Source organism: Pseudomonas sp. Pso3 (genome assembly GCF_055393275.1).
Genome location: NZ_AP043687.1, coordinates 1,348,044 through 1,366,748, shown reverse-complemented (window position 1 = coordinate 1,366,748; position 18,705 = coordinate 1,348,044). Strand labels below are relative to the sequence as shown.

Here is an 18,705-nt window from a genome sequence, read left to right as displayed (position 1 = left end):
CATTCACGGGATCGATAGGGCGATCATGCCGGGACGGCCAGCCAAAGATAAAGCTATGCTCGGTTATCACCGGTATAAGCGAAACCTTGGCATGGCCGACCTCAACCTCACTCAGCTGGAGACCTTCGTCCAGGTCGTCGCCACCGGCAGCTTTTCCGCCGCGGCCGATCGCCTGGGGCTGAGCCAGCCGGCGGTCAGCCTGCAGATCCGCCAGCTGGAGCGACGCCTGGGTCTCAAGCTGCTGGAGCGCCTGGGGCGCGGTCTCAAGCCCACCGCCGCGGGCCGTCTGCTGCTGGATCACGCCGAACGGATCCAGACCGCGGTGGACCAGGCCCTACAGGCCCTGGCCAGCCATGGCGAGAAGGTCGCCGGCCGGGTCGCCATCGGTACCGGCGCCACCGCCTGCATCCATCTCCTGCCGCCACTGCTGGGCCAGTTGCGCCAGCGCTTTCCGCAGCTGGATGTGCGGGTCAGCACCGGCAACACCCTGGACGTCCTGCGGGCGGTGGAAGACAACCGCCTCGACCTGGGCCTGGTCACCCTGCCCGCCAGCGGTCGCAACCTGCAGGTGGAACCCCTGCTGGAGGATGCCTTCGTCGCCCTACTGCCCCCCGCCAGTCCCCTGCCAGCGCGCGCGCTGGCGCCAGCCGACCTGGCCGAGACGCCGCTGCTGGCCTTCGAGACCGGCAGCAGCACCCGGCTGCTGATCGACGACTGGTTTCGCCGCGCCGGCCAGGCCAGTCGACCGGTGATGGAGCTGGGCAGCATCGAAGCGCTCAAGGAACTGGTGGCCGCCGGCCTCGGCTACAGCCTGGTGCCCGGCATCGCCGTGGCCACCGAGCACCATCGCCACGGACTACAGGTCCAGTCACTGACGCCGCCCCTGACCCGCACCCTGGCCCTGGTGCTGCGCCGCGACAAACCCCTGAGTCGCCCGCTGCAGCAGGTACTGGAAGCGTTGCGACAGCTGCGCCGCTGATAGGGGCTCGACCAGACGCCCACCACGCCCTATCATTCAATGATTCAACGATCCTTGTACTATTGAACCATGAATGAAGAGCTTGCCGTTTCCGCCCTCGCCGCCCTCGCCCACGCCCAGCGCCTGAAGGTCTTCCGCGCCCTGGTGGTCGCGGGCACGATCGGCCTTACCCCCAGCCAGTTGGCCGATCAGCTCGAGGTAGCCCGTAGCAATCTCTCCTTCCACCTCAAGGAACTGGCCAATGCCGGTCTGGTTTCGGTGGAACAGCAGGGCCGCAATCTCATCTATCGCGCGGCCTATGACCAGATGAACGCCCTGCTCGGTTACCTGACCGAGCACTGTTGCGCCGGCAGCGACTGCGCGGTCAGCGCACCGCCGCGCTGCTCCTGCTGACCTCCGTCCCTCCACCGCCAACCACAAGACCAGGCCCGCCATGCACAGTCCCCCCGCCTGCCCCCCGGCAGCACCCGCCATGAACACCTTCGAGCGTTATCTCAGCCTCTGGGTCGCGCTCTGCATCCTCGCCGGCATCGCCCTTGGCCAGCTGGCTCCGGGCCTGTTCCGCGCTATCGGCCGGATCGAGGTGGCCCAGGTCAATCTGCCGGTCGGCCTGCTGATCTGGATCATGATCGTGCCGATGCTGCTTAAGGTGGATTTCAGCGCCCTCGGCCAGGTGCGCCAGCACTGGCGCGGGATCGGCGTCACCCTGTTCGTCAACTGGGCGGTCAAGCCCTTCTCCATGGCGCTGCTCGCCTGGCTGTTCATTCGCGAGCTCTTCGCGCCCTGGCTGCCGACGGAGCAGCTGGACAGCTACATCGCCGGGCTCATCCTGCTGGCAGCGGCGCCCTGCACCGCCATGGTCTTCGTCTGGAGTCGACTCACCCAGGGCGATCCGCTGTTCACCCTGTCCCAGGTCGCGCTGAACGACACCCTGATGATCTTCGCCTTCGCCCCCATCGTCGGCCTGTTGCTGGGCCTGTCGTCGATCACGGTGCCCTGGGCCACGCTGCTGCTCTCGGTGGTTCTCTACCTGGTGCTGCCGGTGATCCTCGCCCAGCTCTGGCGGCGGGCGCTGCTGCGCCAGGGTCAGGCCGCCTTCGAGCGTACCCTGGCCCGTCTGGGCCCTCTCTCGATGGCCGCCCTGCTGGCGACCCTGGTGCTGCTGTTCGCCTTCCAGGGCGAGGCCATCCTGGCGCAGCCGCTGGTGATCGCCCTGCTCGCCGTGCCCATCCTGATCCAGGTGCTGTTCAATTCGGCCCTGGCCTACTGGCTGAATCGCCTGGTGGGCGAGAGCCACAGCGTGGCCTGTCCCTCGGCGCTGATCGGCGCCAGCAACTTCTTCGAACTGGCGGTGGCCGCCGCCATCAGCCTGTTCGGCTTCCACTCGGGCGCCGCCCTGGCTACCGTGGTAGGCGTTCTTATCGAGGTACCGCTGATGCTGCTGGTCGTGCGCCTGGTGAACGGCTCGCGTGGCTGGTACGAACGGGGTGCCGCTTCCCACCGTCGAGACCGTCCATGAACAGCACCATCACGATCTACCACAACCCCGCCTGCGGCACCTCGCGCAACGTGCTGGGCCTGATTCGCAACAGCGGCGTCGAGCCGACGGTCATCCACTACCTGGAAACACCGCCCGACCAGGCGCAGCTGGAGCGGCTGATCGCCGACCTGGGCATGCCGGTGCGCGAGCTGCTGCGCCAGAAGGGTACGCCCTACGCCGAGCTGGGCCTGGACGATCCGCAGCTGGATGACGCGGCCCTGATCGCCGCCATGCTGCAGCATCCCCTGCTGATCAATCGACCCATCGTGGTGACCCCCCTGGGTACCCGCCTCTGCCGGCCCTCGGAACGGGTACTGGAGATCCTGCCCGAGCCGCAGCGCGGTCCCTTCGTCAAGGAGGATGGCGAGGTAGTAGTTCCCTCTGCGGCGCCGCGCGGCTGATCGGGGCCGCCATGCGCGACATCGCCCGCGATAAGGACAGCGCCTGGCAGGTCTTCCTGATCTTCCTGCGCCTGGGCTGCACCAGCTTTGGCGGCCCCATCGCCCACCTGGGCTATTTCCGCCAGGCCTTCGTCACGCGGCGCCAGTGGCTGGACGAAGCCGCCTATGCCGAGCTGGTCGCGCTCTGCCAGCTGCTGCCCGGTCCGACCAGCAGCCAGGTCGGCATGGCCCTGGGCCTGGGGCGCGCCGGTGGCTGGGGTCTGCTGGCGGCCTGGCTGGGTTTCACCCTGCCCTCCGCCCTGCTGCTGATCCTGTTCGCCCTGGGCCTCGCCCACTTTCCGGGATTGGCCGACTCGGGCGCGGTGCATGGGCTCAAGGTCTTTGCCGTGGCGGTGGTGGCCCAGGCGGTCTGGAGCATGGGCCGCAGCCTGTGCCCGGATACCTCGCGCCGCATCCTGGCGCTGGTCGCCGCCGGCCTGGCGCTCTGGCTGCCCGGTTCGGTGGGCCAGCTGCTGGGCCTGGGTCTGGCCGCCCTGGTCGGACGCCTGGCCCTGGCACCCGCCGCCACGCCGCCGGCCCCGAGCCTGCAAACGGGAACCTCCCGGCGCCTGGGTGTCGTCGCACTGCTCCTGTTCCTGCTGCCGCTGCTGCTCTTACCCGTCTGGGACAACCTGGCCGCGGGTGTCTATCGCGCCGGCGCCCTGGTATTCGGCGGCGGCCATGTGGTGCTGCCGCTGCTGCAGGCGGTGGTGGTGCCCAGCGGCCTGGTCAGTGATAGCCAGATCATGGCCGGCTACGGCCTAGCCCAGGCGGTGCCCGGCCCGCTGTTCACCTTTGCCGCCTACCTGGGGACCCTGGTACCCGCGGCCCTGCCCGCCTGGCTCAATGGCCTGTTCTGGACCCTGCTGATCTTTCTGCCCGGCGCCCTGCTGCTGCTCGCGGCCCTACCTTTCTGGCAGACGCTGCGCCAGCACCCCGGCTGGCAACGCCTGCTGACCGGACTCAACGCCGGGGTGGTCGGTCTGCTGCTCGCGGCGCTCTACGATCCGGTGTGGACGGGGGCGATCCGCAGCCTGACAGATGTCGTCCTGGCGGCCCTGGCCCTGGCGCTGCTCTTGCGCACCCGCTGGTCACCGGTGCTGATCGCGCTATTGGTCGCCTTAATCGTCTGTCTATTGAACTTTTAGCGCACTACCGTTTAGCGGCATCCCACTAGTGGCCCGATGAAATTGCGGCGTGGTTCGCTGTAGGTCCGTGGAAAGCTAGGCACTGTCGGCGTGACGTTCAGCTGTGTGAAACGTCTTGCCCTGCGCGAGAACGTGTCCAGCGAGCGCAAGGCCTGACATGCATTAAGGATGACCGCAATGACCTACAAGAATCCCCTGGACTCCGCTGCCCCCCTGTTCACCGCCGCCGCCACCACCAAGGCGCCGCTGGCCGCCGCGCCCGCCAAGCCGGCCGGCATCTCTGACGGCGTCACCTACTACGCCTTCCAGAGCCAGCCGCGGCTGACCCTCGACATCAACGCCACCCCCGAATACGTCGGCTTCGCCAAGACCTTCGATGCCAAGGGCCCCCACTACGCGGCCGGCTCGACCCTGAACGAACTGACCCTGACCGGTCACTGGGAAGGCCAGCTGACGCGCCTCGACGGCCATACCCGCGGCGCCACCGCCAGCGACAGCACCCTGGATTCGAGCATCACCAAGCTCACCGTCAGCCTCACCGACACCGCTGACAACCAGTTCCACGAAGGCGACATTATCACCCTGGACAACTTCGACGGCCTGCAGACCTTCGACGGCTCAAAGTCCACCGCCGGACTGTCGATCGACTTCCTCAATGGCTACGAGCACGGCCTGGATCACCTCTATTCCAGCCAGAGCGCCTTCCTCAAGAGCGTGACCACTGGCAGCGGCAACGACCTGCTCCAGGTCAGCACCATCGCCGCGCCGGAACTCGACAGCGTGGCCGCCCTGAGCAACTGCCGGGTCAAGACCCTTACCGTCGACAGCGGCGCCGGCAACGACCAGATCGGTGCCCATATCCAGCAGGCCGACATCGTCATCAAGGCCGGTGCAGGCAACGATTTCGTCGACCTGCTGTTCACCGAAGGGGTGGCTGCCCACAACGCCACCGTACGCGGCAACTATGGCCATGGCGCCACCGTCACCCTGGGTGAAGGCCGAGACACCCTCAGCCTGCTCACCTCCAGCCTGGTCAACTTCGACGGTTCCAATAGCGCCGCCGCCAACCGCTCCCTGGCAGCCAACCACGTGACCGTGACCGACTACAACGCCAAGGATGACCAGATCGTCTTCGGCTCCTCGCTGTTCGTGGATTCGGCGGTCACCACCGTGGCGGACGCCACACTCAAGGGCGCGACCAGCCTCTATGCCGCCCTGCAGCAGGTGGTCCAGAACACCACCGGCGACGCGCACGCTGCGGTCTTCCACTATGGCAAGGACACCTACGTCTTCCATGACGGCAGCGACCGCGGCCAGATCGACGCCTCGGACTCCTTGATCCAGCTGGTGGGTACGCACGACCTCACCGACGTGGCCTCCACCGTCGCCGCTGGCGAGCGCGGCATCGGCAACTGGGGCTGATCCCCTACGCTGCCCTGCTCCTTCCTCCGGGCAGGGCAGCGAGCGCTGGTTCCCAGCGCTGGCCTCTCAGGGGCACTAGCCGGACGCATCCGGGGTCTGTCTAACCACACCCACCCCGCGTGCAAGAGGAAACCGAGATGAAGATCCTGATGGTCCTGACCTCCCATGACCAGCTCGGCGACACCGGCAAGAAAACCGGCTTCTGGCTGGAAGAATTCGCTGCTCCCTACTACGTCTTCAAGGACGCCGGTGCCGAGATCACCCTGGCCTCCCCCGCCGGCGGCCAACCGCCGCTGGATCCCAAGAGCGACGCCGCCGACGCCCAGACCGAGTCCACCGAACGCTTCAAGAACGACCCCGAGGCACAGCAGGCGCTGGCCAGCACCGTCAAGCTCGCCGAGGTGCAGGCCGAGGACTACGACAGCGTCTTCTATCCCGGCGGCCACGGCCCGCTCTGGGACCTCGCCGAATCCCGCGACTCCATCGCCCTGCTCGAAGCCTTCGCCCAGGCCAACAAGCCCTTCGGGCTGGTCTGCCACGCCCCCGGCGTGCTGCGTCACGTCAAGGCCGCCGATGGCACCCCGCTGGTCAAGGGCCGTACCGTCACCGGCTTCACCAACAGCGAAGAAGCCGGCGTGCAACTCACCGACGTGGTGCCCTTCCTGGTGGAAGACGAACTGAAGAAGCTCGGCGCCCGCTACGAGAAGGGCCCGGACTGGGGCGAGTTCGTGGTCGAGGACGGCAACCTGGTCACCGGCCAGAATCCGGCCAGCTCGGAAGCCGCGGCAGACGCCTTGCTGACCAAGCTGGGTTAGGAACTGCGCACCTGAAAAAGCCCGCCAACTGGCGGGCTTTTTACTGCGCCCCGCCAACGCCTGCGCACCGCAGTTTTCCGCGCGGCGCCCCCGCTCTGCTGCCCAGGTGCCACTAGTCGTAAAGATTGCAGAATTCCTGGCGCCAGCCGACAGCCTCTCATGAGCGCAGCCTTAGCCCTGCGCCGCCCAGGCTGGAAAGGATATTCCGTGCAAGCTATTACCTGGTCGTATTTTCAGAGCCCTGCCCGATGAAGAGACTCCTGCTCGGCGTGCGCGCCCTGATGTCCGTGCCCAGGGACAATCCTGGCCTGGTCAAGGCGCAATACCTTGCGCTGTCGCGCCAGCTGCCGATGATGTACTTCATCTTGCTGACCAACACCCTGATGCTGGCCGGCACCCACTATGCCGTCGCGCCACGCTGGCTGGTGCTCTACTGCCCGCTGATCATGACGCTGTTCGGTGTGATCCGGGCGGCCGAATGGTTCCGCACGCGCAATCAGCCGCGCAGCCCGACGCAGATGCTCACGGCCCTGAAGCGCACCAACCGGCTGGCGCCCTTCGTGGCCTCGGCCTTCACCGCCTGGGCGCTGGCGCTGTTTCCCTATGGCGACAGCTATACCCAGGCGCATGTGGGCTTCTACATGGCGATCACCGTGATCGGCTGCATCTTCTGCATGATGCACCTGCTGCCCGCGGCCCTGGCCACCACCGCCGTGGTCAACACGGCCTTCGTGGTGTTCTTCGCCTCCACCACCATCAGCACCTTCGTGGCCACGGCGATCGACGTCCTGCTGGTGTCCATCGCCATGCTGGTCATCCTCAAGGCGCAGTACGGCGACTTCACCCGCCTGGTGAACATGCAGGCGCAGACGGCGAAACTCAGCGAGGAAAATCTCAAGCTGGCCAACCAGGACAGCCTGACCGGCCTGGCCAATCGGCGGCAATTCTTCTCCCGCCTCGATACGCTGCTGGCCGACGCGCGCGCCCAGGGGACCCGCCTGGCCGTGGGCCTGATCGACCTGGACGGCTTCAAGCCGGTCAACGATCTCTATGGCCATAGCGTGGGCGACCGGCTGCTCCATCAGGTCGGCCAGCGCCTGAGCACGCTGCTGGGCGAAGACGTCCACCTGGCCCGCCTGGGCGGCGACGAATTCAGCCTGATCATCACCGGGGTCCTGAACGATGAGCAGCTGCGGGCCTTTGGCGAAAGGGTCTGCGTCAGCCTGCGCGAGCCCTTCCTACTGGTGGACCTGCCCATCCAGATCAGTGGCTCGCTAGGCCTCGCGACCTTTCCCGACCAGGCCTTTTCTGCCACGGACGTCTATGAATACGCCGACTACGCCCTGTACCAGAGCAAGCGCCACCGCCCCGGCACGGCCTGCCTGTTCAGCACCGCCCATCGCCAGCAGCTCAATCGCGAAGGCCTGACCGAACAGGCCCTGCGCCGGGCTGACCTGGAGCGCGAGTTCTACATGGTCTTCCAGCCCATCGTGGACATCCACAGCAAGCAGACCGTGGCCTTCGAGGCCCTGGCCCGCTGGGAAAGCCCGGAGCTGGGCAACGTCCCGCCGGGTGATTTCATCGCCACCGCCGAGCGCGTCGGCATGGTCAATCGCCTCACCCTGCCCCTGCTGAACAAGGCCCTGAACGCCGCCGCGCGCTGGCCTGCAGGCATCCGCCTGGCCTTCAACCTCTCCGCCCACGACTGTGCCTCCGAGGAAGCCGCCCAGCAGATCGTCGAACTGATCAAGCGCAGCCCCTTCGACCCGGCCTGCCTCGACCTGGAGATCACCGAAACCGCCGCCATCCAGGACCTGCCCCAGACCCAGCGCGCCATCAGCCGCTTCCGCGAACTGGGCTGCGGCATCTCCCTCGACGACTTCGGCACCGGCTATTCCAGCCTGAGCCAGATCCACGCCCTACCCCTGACCAAACTCAAGGTGGACCGCACCTTCGTCACCAACCTCCACCTCGACCCGGCCAGCTTCAAGATCGTCAAATCCCTAATCGCCCTGTGCCAGGACATGCAGCTGGAATGCATCGTGGAAGGGGTGGAGACGGCTGCGGAACTGGGTGCGCTGAAGAATCTTGGTTGTACCAGGGCGCAAGGTTATCTGTTCGCCAAGCCCATGCGGGCGAGTGATATTAGGGGGTGGTTGGAAGGGGAGCAGTTGGCTGAGGTGTTGGCGGTTTGACTCGCGGGGGTATCAGGTGCGACGCGAGCTCATATTCAAGCAGCGACCGCTGGTTCAGCCACGTCTGCTCACAACTTTAATCCCGCAACACCTTGCTTCGCCTGGGTTTACGTAGGCACTCATGCCACTTCATTTTGATCATTCCGTGGCCGCTGGCGGCAAGAAGCGCATGTCGACAAGCGACCGCTACCGACCCAAAGCTGCCCTATAAGACTACATTTCTAATCGAGGAGTGAACATTGCAAAGCCCCATTAATCTTCTGGCCTCAGGCAAAGCGGAGCGCGTCTACTGCACGTCCATATACAGCTCCAATGCGTCGCTGGCACGCCGCGATGCATCGGCGCTGACGTGTTCGGACAGCACCTGATTAAGATGGAGGAGTTGATGCGGAGTTACCCCAGTGTTAATTGCGATACGTATATGAGCTTGCAGTTGCGGCGCCACGCCTTCCAGCGCAGAAAGCATCGCGATGGTGGCGATTTCCCGGCTTTGCCAGTCCAAATTATCGCGTTCGAATATATCGCCAAAAAGGTGGGTGCGTAAGTATTCATTAGCGACTGGAGCAAAGTCGAATAATGCACCTTCGACGGGTCCGCCAGATAATCTGGTTTGGTTTGTAGTTCCGACTGCCAGCAAATTATCGCCTTTTGGAATCGATTTGGTGGGTTCGCGCCCGGGTTGGTCCATGATTCCTTGTTGTCTGCGAGCTTGTACCACTTTCATCAACTCGCCCAGGGCATTTAGGCTACGAGGAAAGCCTGCGTAGGCGTACAACTGGATCAGTACCTCGCGTGCCTCGCTGACGGTCAGGCTGTTATCAAGCGCTTGATTGATCGCGCGGTTCAGACCAGCAATATCGCCGGCTGCCGCGAAGGCGGCAATGGGAACGATGCTTTGCTGACGATTATCGAGCGTTTTGCTGTGAAGGGTTAATGTTTGGTTATCGGCCATGGATTGGTTCTCCTGTGCAGCCAATGTCTGTGTTACGAAGCCCAGTGCGCAAACCAGGCAGAGTGCAGTCCCAAGTACGCGGGCCGCCCAGGACGGGTTAATCAGCCCGGTCGGCGTTGTACTGTTCATCGGTAACTTTCTCCATCCATTCGACATTTTTCCCATCTACCGAGCCGGTAACCGCCAAGTGGGTCATAGCGGTGCCGGGTGCGGCGCCATGCCAATGCTTGATGCCCGCTGGGCACCAGACCACATCGCCAGGACGAATTAGCTGAACCGGCTTGCCCCATTCCTGGACCAACCCAACCCCGGAGGTGACTACCAGCCGCTGGCCTGCCGGATGGGTGTGCCAGGCCGAACGCGCACCTGGCTCAAAGGTGACGAGTCCACCAGAGGCATTGATCTGATCGTCGATCGGCCAGACCGGATCGATCCGTACGCGTCCCGTAAAGTACTGCTCTGGACCTGCTATCGACGCCTGCGCCCCGGCACGGCTGATCTGTTGCGTGTTTGCAACTACAGTTGCAGGCTCAGAGGCATTTGCAACGGCAGCCTGCATGGCCGCTCCGCACAGGACAACATCGACAATTTTCTTACTCATGCTAGTTATCTCCAAATAAGGGATTGCGTGATTGATCAGATCTGGAGCTGATCCTGCAATTGCGTGGTATGTGATACGGGGGCTGTCGGCAGGGTGAAGGCGTTTAAACAATGAAAATTGCCGTCTGCGCCAAATGAGACGGGTATTTCACGTTTGTCGGGCCCTTCACAGCCGGATATAGGCCCCGTAGTGAATAGTTAGCTGTGGTCGAACTGGCTCTCGGTGTACGGGTCGGCGCGGCCGCCATGCATGGAGATGTGAGCCAGGCTCGCGTTGATCTCCTGCAATTCGTCAGCCGTCAGTTGGGTCTTGGTCGCCCCAATGTTCTCGATTAAATGCGGATATTGAGTGGTCCCAGGGATCGGTACGATCCACGGACGCTGGGCCATGACCCAGGCGAGGGCGAACTGGGCACAGGTGGTGTTCTTGCGCTGAGCCCAGCCCCGTGCGAAATGTAGAAGCGGCATGTTGGCTGCCAGGGCGTCGGGCTGGAAACGCGGCAGGTTATGCCGGCGATCAGTCTTGTCGAAACGCTGGCTTGGGTTGACTGCACCGGCAAGAAAGCTCCGAGCAGTTGGGCAGTAGGGAACAAAGCCAATTCCCAGCTCCTCCAGCGTCGGGAATATCTGACTTTCCGGCTCCCGCCACCACAGGGCGTATTCGCTCTGAACGGCAGTGACAGGGAGCACTGCGTGGGCTCGGCGGATGGTAGTGGCACTGGCCTCTGAGAGGCCCCAGTGCGTAACCTTGCCTGCCTGGATCAGCTCCTTCACCGTACCCGCTACGTCCTCGATCGGCACGCTGGGATCGGGGCGATGCTGGTATAGAAGATCGATTCGGTCCGTCTTCAGGCGTTTCAACGAACCGTCTACGGCCCGGCGAATATGCTCAGGGCGGCTATTGAGCGTTGTGGGTCGGCCTTCGTCGACGCCGAAGCCGAACTTAGTAGCGATCACCACCTGATCACGGATGGGGCCCAAGGCTTCGCCGACGAACTTTTCACTCAGGTAGGGGCCGTAGACCTCGGCGGTATCGAAGAACGTGACCCCCTGTTCAAAAGCGGCGCGGATGAGCGAGACCATCGCTTTGCGGTCGCGTGGACCTCCGCCGTAGTAGCCCACCATCGGCAGGCATCCAAGTCCCATGCTGGAGACTTCCAGCGAGCCGAGTCTACGCGTGCCCATGATCTGCTCCTCAACGGGGACTCCAGCTGATAGCGCGCTGCCGCTCCTGATACTTATCGTTTGTGCTAAGGCATTTTCAGGCCTCCAGAACGCGCTTGCCGCCAGCAGCAAGCTGGTTCCAGTAACGATGAAATGGCGACGATCCATGGACACCGAATCGTCAGAGGAGAAAGTGCCGGAAATGTGTTCACTCATAAGCTTAAAGGTCCCAGTGTCATGTGGGATGGAAAAGGGCTACCAGGCGTAGGCCTGAGGCGCCTCTCCGCCGGGGCCCGGCCAAATTTCTTCCAGGCAACGCACGGTGTCTTCTGACACTGTGATCGTCGTCGCACGCAGCGCGTCCTGAAGTTGCTCCACGGTGCGGGGGCCGATCAGCGGGGCGGTGACGACGGGGTTGCGCAGCAGCCAGGCCAGCGCGATATCCGCGGGAGCCTCGCCCAAGTCCTCACAGAGGCTTTCGAACGCTTCCAACTGCACCCGATGGTGTTCGATGAGGCTCGTGAACGCGACTCTTGCGCGCCGGCCGCCGGTGGCCTTTTTTAAAACACCGCCTAGCAGGCCGCCGGCAAGAGGGCTCCACGGAATGAGGCCGAGTCCGAAATGTCTGCAGGCGGGAATCACTTCCAACTCCACCGTTCGGGCTGCCAGGTTGTAGAGGCTTTGCTCTGCCACCAGCCCAAGGAAGTTGCGCGCACTGGCCATCGACTGCGCGGTGGCAATATCCCAGCCAGCAAAATTGCTGCTGCCGATATAGAGAACCTTGCCCTGCTGGACGAGAATCTCCATGGCTTGCCAGATCTCTTCCCAGGGCGTGTGACGGTCGATGTGGTGCATCTGGTAAACGTCGATGTGGTCCGTCTTCAGCCGACGCAGGCTGTCCTCGCATGCTTTGCGGATGTGGTAGGCCGACAACCGCCGATCGTTCGGCCCCGGCCCCATGGGCTGATAGACCTTGGTGGCCAAGACGATGCGATCACGTCGGCCGCCCTGTTCAAGCCAGCGGCCGATGATCTTTTCGGAAAGGCCAGAGCCTTGCGGGATGTTCGGTGATTGTTCCGTCCCGTAGACGTCGGCCGTATCGATGAAATTGATGCCTGCCTCGACCGCTTCGTCGAGGATGCGATGGCTCGTCGTCTCGTTGGAGACGTCGCCGAAATTCATGGTGCCTAGGCACAGGCGACTGACCTGGAGACCTGTTCGGCCGAGATGCGTGTAATCCATGCATTTGCTCCATGACGTGATGGCGCCCGTCGGAGCCCTTTGCTCCGGTTGACGCAGGTGAACAACGATAGCGCGCGTCATGGGACTGAATTAGCGGGTTGCTCTTGCACAGACTTGTGAGAAATTCTCATGAGCAGACGTTGTAATGAGGCGGTTTAATGGCTCACCGACTCAAGGGCTTCGCCCGGCGGGACCCGGACCGAAGATTTGTCAGAGCGAATACCCCGATCGGAGCGCCAAGCTAGACACCCTCGATTTGGAAGGCCTTTATGCAAACCCAGCGTGCTGATGTTGCCGATCTGATTTACTTCCGGACCATTGCCCGCCATCGCAGCTTCAGCCGCGCGGCTGTCGAGATTGGCGTCAGCGCATCGGCACTGAGCCATGCGTTGAAGGGACTGGAAAGCAGGCTTGGGGTCCGACTGCTCAACCGGACCACCAAGAGCGTTACGCTGACAACGGCAGGGGAGGCGCTCATCGAAGCGATCGGTCAGCCGCTCGAAGCTATCGATGAGGCTCTGGAAACGCTCAACCGGTTTCGCGACACCCCTAGCGGACGGATTCGAATCAATGCAGCTGTCGAGGCGGCCAATCTGCTCCTTGCGCCGATCCTGCCCGGCTTCATGGACCGCTATCCCGACGTCGAACTCGATATCGTGGCTAGCAATCGCCTGGTTGACGTGACCGACGCGGGTTTTGATGCCGGCATTCGGTATGGCGGCACGGTGCCTGAGGATATGGTGGCACGGCGGCTGTCGGCCGACATCCGCTGGGTTATTGCGGCGTCTCCTGATTATTTGGAGCGCAATGGCTCCCCTTCACACCCGGACGATCTGCTCAACCATCGCTGCATTAGCAACCGTCTGGGCGACGACCGGGTTTATCGATGGGAGTTGGAGCGCGATGGAGAAGCGCTGCAGATCACCGTGCCGACCTCCGTGACAGTCGATCAAGCGGAGACCGGGTTGGTCGCAGTGCTGGGCGGGGCAGGCTTGATGTATTTCCCGGAGCCTTTGGTTGCGCCCTATGTGAACGCTGGGCGGCTTCGTCTGGTGCTTACTGAATGGGCCCCGCTGGCAGAGGGATTCCACATCTATTATTCAAGTCGCCGGCAACTGCCGACGGGGCTGAAGCTTTTGCTCGAATACATTCGGGAGATCAAGCCGCTTGGCTACTAGATGCGCGTTTGCGCGAGCAATCCTTCGTTGTAGACGGAAGATTCATGCATGACCCGTTGTGCTCGTTGGAAAAAACGAAGCTGGAAGCAGATTATGTCGAGTCTATTCCTGGAGCGCCGCAGCGTAGCAATCTTTCTATTCGTCGTTTTGGTCGCACTGCTACCGTTGGGTGATCTTTATGCACAGGAGCCAAAAATGCTTGTCAGGATCTCCGAAATCGAGATATTCAATCAGCACCTGGAAGAATATCAGCGCATCTTGAACGAAGAGGCCGAAGTCTCCATGCGCCTCGAGCCCGGGGTTCTTTGCATTTTTCCGACCGCAGAAAAGGACAATCCGACGCTCATCAGGATTCTGGAAATTTATGCGAGCCACGATGCTTACGATGCGCATATAAAATCGCCCCATTTCCAGAAGTATAAGAGCTCGACGTTGGCGATGGTGAAGTCGTTACGTCTGGTCGACATGGAAGCTTTGAATGCAGAAGCGATGCCATTGATCTTCAAGAAAATGAGCGAACGCCCGTCCGCGCCGAACACTGTCCAGCCTTAACGACTTGATTGCGTTGCGCTCGATCGGCGCCTCAGGCGAGGGGCGGCCGATTGGTCTGCCGGCTCGTAATTGCCTGAAGAATAGACGTCCGCTTTTGGCCGATTGCAGCCGGTGGCAACGAGCCGCAATCGGCCAGGTGCAGACACTTCCCGCCATGAAAATAGGGCCAAAAAGCAAACGGTGTAGCCCCTTTGGACTCAGCACATCACCCGTTTGCGTTGCACGGTTTGCGGAATGGAAACGATCAGGTATGAGCTTTCCTACTATCGCGCGGCGCTTGGGTCCGGTCTTCAAGACTGTAGTCTCGTACCACGTGGGCAATTCGCAGATGGTAGTCGTTGAAAACCTGCTCGCGGCCTGCTGATTGGGCCGCACGATGCAACTCAAGGCCGCGCCATCGTTGGACAGCTTCTTCGTCACGCCAAAATGACAGTGATAGTACTTTTTCTGGCTCACTCAGGCTTTGGAAACGCTCTACAGAGATGAAGCCATCCAACTCGGCCAGTAATGGTTTCAGTTCAGCGGCGAGGTCAAGGTAACGCTGGTATTGCCCTTCGCGTGGCCAGGCTTCAAAAATAACAGCGATCATCACCGGGCCTCCTCGGCGAGATAAAATTTAGGAATGCGCCCATTCAGCGACGGCAAATAGCTCCATCTATCCAATCGAACAGCGGAAGAAGGCTGACGTTGCAACCACTCCAATATCGCTTCAGAGGCGATCGTCAACGCCAGTTGCTGACCTGGGCATTCATGTCGCCCTGAGCCGAAGCTAAAGGCTCGTCTGTGGCTTCGCTTGAGCAAGAAGCTATCGGGGTCTGGGTTCAGGCTGGGATCCCGGTTTGCTGAAGCGAGTAACACCAGAACAGTATCACCCGCCTCCAGGATGGTATCGCCAACAGTGCACCGCTTTGCAACGAATCGCCGGGTGTTTTGCACCGGCGAATCGTAGCGCGCTACCTCAGCCACCAGGTCTCCAACGAGGCTCCGCGCAGGCTGTCCGTGTCCAATCAGGTCTGGATTTCGGTGGAGCGCCACAAGCGTGTTGCCAATCAAGCCTGCAGTCGCTTCGCAGGTCTGAGACATCAAGCCGATCAGATTGGCAATCAGCGCTTCCTCGTCTGCCCATTCAATGGCCTTGCTCTCGCTGCGGATGCGAGCCAAAAAAAGACTTTCACTACTATCGTCGCGCAGCAGCACGCTGAATATTCGGCTTAACTGGGTCGCACCAGAATGAGCTTCGTTGATCTGCGCTTCATCACTTAGTGGCGACAGGCAGGCCACAAAATCCCGTGTCAGCTTTGCGACTTCTTGCATGCGGGAAGATGGCAGCCCAATCAACGAAGCAACCACGCAAGCCGGCAACGTGAACATCAATTCGTCTGTAGTTTTGAGGGAATCACCAAGGGTCGTGACCACACGTGCCACCATGTCGGCAATACCTTTCATCTCGATAGATGCTAGTGCGGGCTCAATCACCATCCTCGGGCACCTATGTCGAGCGCCTTCATTCATACGCATCAACCGACCAAAAACATCTCCGGCGGCGCCTTGTGCAATGGCGGGAGGAATTGGCTCGTGCAGGGGGCGCACCCGACAATCGGGGCTCTCCAGAACGGCCTCGACCGCTTCGGCCCCACTTGCAATCCATAAACCAAGATCTGCATCGAAAAACAATGCTTTCTGTTGCCTGAGGAGGGCGTAGTAACTATAGGGATCGCCATGGGTGGCTGCTTCAAACGGCGTCATTTGCAAGTCCGGTTCACAAAGAACGGTTACTATCGGCTACTTTCCACACTGACGATTCGCTCAGGAACGAAATATGGATTGCCGAGGTAATGAGCTTGCCCTTTCTCGGATCGCCGGCGCTATTGCCGAACCTGCGAGGACGAAAATGCTTTGCTCGCTTATGGATGGTCACGCGCGAACCAGTACCGAAATGGCCGTCATCGCCGACGTAAGCGCGTCCACCGCAAGCGCGCACTTGGCGAGACTCAAAGAGGACGGGTTGCTCAAGCTGCACACGCAGGGACGGCATCGTTATTACAGTCTGGCGGACATACAAGTGGCACAAGCTCTTGAAGCCCTTATGGTGGTTGGCCAATCCGTGAACCCGAGGTTTGTATCAACCGCTCCTAACCGATTGCAGTTTGCGCGTACGTGCTATGACCACATGGCCGGAACCTTGGCAGTGCGTCTGCATGATCACTTCATCGAGTCAGGTTGGTTGACCAGCGCTGACGCTGATGACCGTGCGTATCAACTGACTGACTGCGGCGAAGCAGCAATTCTTGGTTTGGATATCGAAATAGCGAAAGTAAAGGCACAGCGGCGCATGTTCGCTTGTTCGTGTCTGGACTGGAGCATGCGGCGCCCTCATTTGGGCGGTGCGCTTGGAGCAGCTTTGCTTCAGACAGTGTTGAACCGCAAATGGGTTATCCAAGACCTCGATAGCCGAGCACTTGCATTGACACCCAAAGGCAGAAAAGAGCTATCTGGCCGATTTGGTGTCACCTTTGGACATGCGGAAACGGAGAAAACAGACATAAGAAACATGACATGATTCACTGCTTCGGATTTGCCGACGTCATGAGTGTTAATGTCTGCTTTGGGTCGATTCCTGCCGGTCAAGACCTACCCGTGCGCTAGTCACATCCGAGGCAAATGGCTGGTCACGTCAGATGCAATTTTCCACGTAAGCGCCTAGGCCTTCTGCGGAGCGTTCGACGGATAATCGCCCTTTCCTTTGGTGCTGACCAACCGCTAGCGGTCGGTCATGAATGACGGTCAGGATTCACCCTCATCAAAAAACCAAAAGCCCGCAATTACGCGGGCTTTTGTTTTTTCTGCTAAACGCACCGGTCTATACCGGCCGCGGGATCACTCCCACTCAATCGTCGCCGGCGGCTTGCTCGAGACGTCGTAGGTGACGCGGGAGATGCCGTCGATTTCGTTGATGATGCGGTTGGAGACCTTTTCCAGCAGCTCGTAGGGCAAATGGGCCCAGCGGGCGGTCATGAAGTCGATGGTTTCCACCGCGCGCAGAGCAACGACCCAGGCGTAGCGGCGGCCGTCGCCGACCACGCCAACGGATTTCACCGGCTGGAAGACGACGAAGGCCTGGCTGACCTTGTGGTACCAGTCGGCCTTGCGCAGTTCGCTGATGAAGATGTCGTCGGCGCGGCGCAGCAGGTCGGCGTATTCCTTCTTCACTTCACCGAGGATGCGCACGCCCAGGCCCGGACCGGGGAAGGGGTGGCGATAGACCATGTCGTAAGGCAGGCCCAGTTCCAGGCCGATCTTGCGTACTTCGTCCTTGAACAGTTCGCGCAGCGGCTCGACCAGCTTGAGGTTCATCTCCTCGGGCAGGCCGCCGACGTTGTGGTGGGACTTGATGACGTGGGCCTTGCCGGTCTTGGCGCCGGCCGACTCGATGACGTCGGGATAGATGGTGCCCTGGGCCAGGAACTTGATGTTGTCCAGCTTGCTGGCTTCGGCGTCGAAGACGTCGATGAAGGTGCGGCCGATGATCTTGCGCTTCTTCTCCGGGTCGGCTTCGCCTTCCAGGTTGGTCAGGAAGCGCTGCTCGGAATTGGAGCGGATCACCTTGACGCCCATGTTCTCGGCGAACATGGCCATCACCTGGTCACCCTCGTGCAGGCGCAGCAGGCCGTTGTCGACGAAGACGCAGGTCAGCTGGTCGCCGATGGCCTTGTGCAGCAGGGCTGCGACCACGGAGGAGTCGACGCCGCCGGAGAGGCCCAGCAGCACGTTGGCGCTGCCGACCTGGGCGCGCACCTGGGCGATGGCGTCCTCGACGATGTTGGCCGGGGTCCAGAGGGCTTCGCAGCCGCAGATGTCCTTGAGGAAGCGCGAGAGGATGCGACCGCCCTGCTTGGTATGGGTCACCTCGGGGTGGAACTGCACGCCGTACCAGCCGCGCTCGTCGTCACCCATGGCGGCGATGGCGCAGCTGGGGGTGCTGGCGACGATGTGGAAGCCGTCCGGCAGCTTGCCGACCTTGTCGCCATGGCTCATCCAGACGTCCAGGCCGAGCACGCCGTCGTCGTCGATGTGGTCTTCGATGCCTTCGAGCAGGCGGCTCTTGCCGACCACGTCGACCTTGGCATAGCCGAATTCACGGATGTTGGAGCCTTCGACCTTGCCGCCGAGCTGCTCGGCCATGGTCTGCATGCCGTAGCAGATGCCGAACAGGGGCACGCCCAGGTCGAACACCGCCTTGGGTGCGCGGGGGCTGCCAGCCTCATGGACCGACTCGGGACCACCGGCGAGGATGATGCCGCGCGGAGCGAAGGCACGGATGTCGGCGTCGTCCATGTCGAAGGGGTGCAGCTCGCAATAGACGCCCAGTTCGCGCACGCGGCGGGCGATGAGCTGGGTGTACTGGGAGCCGAAGTCGAGGATGAGGATGCGGTGGGCGTGGATGTCTTGGGACATGGCCAGGTCTCGATAGCGCTAGG

The 18,705-nt window shown here is 62.1% G+C and carries 18 protein-coding genes; 11 read left to right on the top strand and 7 right to left on the bottom strand.

The features are described from left to right. Window positions 1-55: 55 nt before the first annotated feature. The 8 genes from ACZ5R1_RS06395 to ACZ5R1_RS06360 all read left to right on the top strand — a co-directional run bounded on the left by ACZ5R1_RS06395 (window position 56) and on the right by ACZ5R1_RS06360 (window position 8,539). Window positions 56-979: a LysR family transcriptional regulator gene (locus tag ACZ5R1_RS06395; protein ID WP_464712911.1), complete on the top strand. Its 924-nt coding sequence runs from the start codon at window positions 56-58 to the stop codon at window positions 977-979. A gap of 69 nt (window positions 980-1,048) precedes the next feature. Beyond that, entirely contained in the window at window positions 1,049-1,372 is a 324-nt protein-coding gene (locus ACZ5R1_RS06390) for an ArsR/SmtB family transcription factor (protein WP_464712910.1), read from the top strand. A gap of 79 nt (window positions 1,373-1,451) precedes the next feature. Next, entirely contained in the window at window positions 1,452-2,498 is a 1,047-nt protein-coding gene (gene arsB, locus ACZ5R1_RS06385) for an ACR3 family arsenite efflux transporter (RefSeq protein WP_464713267.1), read from the top strand. Beyond that, window positions 2,495-2,920, top strand: coding sequence for an arsenate reductase (glutaredoxin) (gene arsC / locus ACZ5R1_RS06380; protein WP_464712909.1), 426 nt, complete (start codon window positions 2,495-2,497; stop codon window positions 2,918-2,920). Before arsB ends, arsC begins: the two co-directional genes overlap by 4 nt. An 11-nt stretch (window positions 2,921-2,931) precedes the next feature. Next, window positions 2,932-4,107 (top strand): chromate efflux transporter, encoded by a 1,176-nt coding sequence (gene chrA / locus ACZ5R1_RS06375; protein WP_464712908.1) that lies wholly within the window; start codon window positions 2,932-2,934, stop codon window positions 4,105-4,107. A 177-nt stretch (window positions 4,108-4,284) separates the two neighbouring features. After that, window positions 4,285-5,529, top strand: coding sequence for a hypothetical protein (locus ACZ5R1_RS06370; protein ID WP_464712907.1), 1,245 nt, complete (start codon window positions 4,285-4,287; stop codon window positions 5,527-5,529). A 137-nt stretch (window positions 5,530-5,666) separates the two neighbouring features. Then, window positions 5,667-6,344 (top strand): type 1 glutamine amidotransferase domain-containing protein, encoded by a 678-nt coding sequence (locus ACZ5R1_RS06365; protein WP_077172314.1) that lies wholly within the window; start codon window positions 5,667-5,669, stop codon window positions 6,342-6,344. Between the two features lie 248 nt (window positions 6,345-6,592). Then, entirely contained in the window at window positions 6,593-8,539 is a 1,947-nt protein-coding gene (locus ACZ5R1_RS06360) for a putative bifunctional diguanylate cyclase/phosphodiesterase (RefSeq protein WP_464712906.1), read from the top strand. A gap of 286 nt (window positions 8,540-8,825) precedes the next feature. On the opposite strand, the gene ACZ5R1_RS06355 is transcribed toward ACZ5R1_RS06360, so the two are convergent. The 4 genes from ACZ5R1_RS06355 to ACZ5R1_RS06340 all read right to left on the bottom strand — a co-directional run bounded on the left by ACZ5R1_RS06355 (window position 8,826) and on the right by ACZ5R1_RS06340 (window position 12,497). Beyond that, complete coding sequence (locus ACZ5R1_RS06355) at window positions 8,826-9,491, bottom strand: carboxymuconolactone decarboxylase family protein (RefSeq protein WP_464712905.1); 666 nt, start codon at window positions 9,489-9,491, stop codon at window positions 8,826-8,828. Window positions 9,492-9,588: 97 nt separating this feature from the next. Beyond that, window positions 9,589-10,092: a (R)-mandelonitrile lyase gene (locus ACZ5R1_RS06350; protein ID WP_464712904.1), complete on the bottom strand. Its 504-nt coding sequence runs from the start codon at window positions 10,090-10,092 to the stop codon at window positions 9,589-9,591. 197 nt (window positions 10,093-10,289) lie between these two features. Then, window positions 10,290-11,276 (bottom strand): aldo/keto reductase, encoded by a 987-nt coding sequence (locus ACZ5R1_RS06345; protein ID WP_464713266.1) that lies wholly within the window; start codon window positions 11,274-11,276, stop codon window positions 10,290-10,292. Window positions 11,277-11,510: 234 nt separating this feature from the next. Then, window positions 11,511-12,497, bottom strand: coding sequence for an aldo/keto reductase (locus ACZ5R1_RS06340; RefSeq protein WP_464712903.1), 987 nt, complete (start codon window positions 12,495-12,497; stop codon window positions 11,511-11,513). Between the two features lie 269 nt (window positions 12,498-12,766). On the opposite strand from ACZ5R1_RS06340, the gene ACZ5R1_RS06335 reads away from it, so the two are divergent. Both ACZ5R1_RS06335 and ACZ5R1_RS06330 read left to right on the top strand, forming a co-directional pair. Continuing rightward, on the top strand, window positions 12,767-13,675 hold the full coding sequence (locus ACZ5R1_RS06335; RefSeq protein ID WP_464712902.1) for a LysR family transcriptional regulator: 909 nt from the start codon (window positions 12,767-12,769) through the stop codon (window positions 13,673-13,675). A gap of 48 nt (window positions 13,676-13,723) precedes the next feature. After that, complete coding sequence (locus tag ACZ5R1_RS06330; protein ID WP_464712901.1) at window positions 13,724-14,227, top strand: putative quinol monooxygenase; 504 nt, start codon at window positions 13,724-13,726, stop codon at window positions 14,225-14,227. 244 nt (window positions 14,228-14,471) lie between these two features. On the opposite strand, the gene ACZ5R1_RS06325 is transcribed toward ACZ5R1_RS06330, so the two are convergent. Both ACZ5R1_RS06325 and ACZ5R1_RS06320 read right to left on the bottom strand, forming a co-directional pair. Continuing rightward, window positions 14,472-14,816, bottom strand: coding sequence for an antibiotic biosynthesis monooxygenase family protein (locus tag ACZ5R1_RS06325; RefSeq protein ID WP_081320917.1), 345 nt, complete (start codon window positions 14,814-14,816; stop codon window positions 14,472-14,474). Continuing rightward, window positions 14,816-15,973 (bottom strand): cytochrome P450, encoded by a 1,158-nt coding sequence (locus ACZ5R1_RS06320; protein WP_464712900.1) that lies wholly within the window; start codon window positions 15,971-15,973, stop codon window positions 14,816-14,818. Before ACZ5R1_RS06320 ends, ACZ5R1_RS06325 begins: the two co-directional genes overlap by 1 nt. A gap of 73 nt (window positions 15,974-16,046) precedes the next feature. On the opposite strand from ACZ5R1_RS06320, the gene ACZ5R1_RS06315 reads away from it, so the two are divergent. Beyond that, window positions 16,047-16,787, top strand: coding sequence for an ArsR/SmtB family transcription factor (locus ACZ5R1_RS06315; RefSeq protein ID WP_464712899.1), 741 nt, complete (start codon window positions 16,047-16,049; stop codon window positions 16,785-16,787). 317 nt (window positions 16,788-17,104) lie between these two features. Here the strand turns inward: ACZ5R1_RS06315 and guaA are convergent, their stop codons facing one another. Beyond that, a complete protein-coding gene (gene guaA, locus ACZ5R1_RS06310; RefSeq protein ID WP_064309367.1) occupies window positions 17,105-18,682 on the bottom strand; it encodes a glutamine-hydrolyzing GMP synthase in 1,578 nt (525 codons plus the stop codon). Between the last annotated feature and the right edge of the window lie 23 nt (window positions 18,683-18,705).

Coding starts and splice junctions, on each gene's coding strand:
- ACZ5R1_RS06395 (WP_464712911.1), top strand. CDS start 56: ATGCTCGGTTATCACCGGTATAAGCGAAACCTTGGCATGGCCGACCTC.
- ACZ5R1_RS06390 (WP_464712910.1), top strand. CDS start 1,049: ATGAATGAAGAGCTTGCCGTTTCCGCCCTCGCCGCCCTCGCCCACGCC.
- arsB (WP_464713267.1), top strand. CDS start 1,452: ATGAACACCTTCGAGCGTTATCTCAGCCTCTGGGTCGCGCTCTGCATC.
- arsC (WP_464712909.1), top strand. CDS start 2,495: ATGAACAGCACCATCACGATCTACCACAACCCCGCCTGCGGCACCTCG.
- chrA (WP_464712908.1), top strand. CDS start 2,932: ATGCGCGACATCGCCCGCGATAAGGACAGCGCCTGGCAGGTCTTCCTG.
- ACZ5R1_RS06370 (WP_464712907.1), top strand. CDS start 4,285: ATGACCTACAAGAATCCCCTGGACTCCGCTGCCCCCCTGTTCACCGCC.
- ACZ5R1_RS06365 (WP_077172314.1), top strand. CDS start 5,667: ATGAAGATCCTGATGGTCCTGACCTCCCATGACCAGCTCGGCGACACC.
- ACZ5R1_RS06360 (WP_464712906.1), top strand. CDS start 6,593: ATGAAGAGACTCCTGCTCGGCGTGCGCGCCCTGATGTCCGTGCCCAGG.
- ACZ5R1_RS06355 (WP_464712905.1), bottom strand. CDS start 9,491: ATGGCCGATAACCAAACATTAACCCTTCACAGCAAAACGCTCGATAAT.
- ACZ5R1_RS06350 (WP_464712904.1), bottom strand. CDS start 10,092: ATGAGTAAGAAAATTGTCGATGTTGTCCTGTGCGGAGCGGCCATGCAG.
- ACZ5R1_RS06345 (WP_464713266.1), bottom strand. CDS start 11,276: ATGGGCACGCGTAGACTCGGCTCGCTGGAAGTCTCCAGCATGGGACTT.
- ACZ5R1_RS06340 (WP_464712903.1), bottom strand. CDS start 12,497: ATGGATTACACGCATCTCGGCCGAACAGGTCTCCAGGTCAGTCGCCTG.
- ACZ5R1_RS06335 (WP_464712902.1), top strand. CDS start 12,767: ATGCAAACCCAGCGTGCTGATGTTGCCGATCTGATTTACTTCCGGACC.
- ACZ5R1_RS06330 (WP_464712901.1), top strand. CDS start 13,724: ATGACCCGTTGTGCTCGTTGGAAAAAACGAAGCTGGAAGCAGATTATG.
- ACZ5R1_RS06325 (WP_081320917.1), bottom strand. CDS start 14,816: ATGATCGCTGTTATTTTTGAAGCCTGGCCACGCGAAGGGCAATACCAG.
- ACZ5R1_RS06320 (WP_464712900.1), bottom strand. CDS start 15,973: ATGACGCCGTTTGAAGCAGCCACCCATGGCGATCCCTATAGTTACTAC.
- ACZ5R1_RS06315 (WP_464712899.1), top strand. CDS start 16,047: ATGGATTGCCGAGGTAATGAGCTTGCCCTTTCTCGGATCGCCGGCGCT.
- guaA (WP_064309367.1), bottom strand. CDS start 18,682: ATGTCCCAAGACATCCACGCCCACCGCATCCTCATCCTCGACTTCGGC.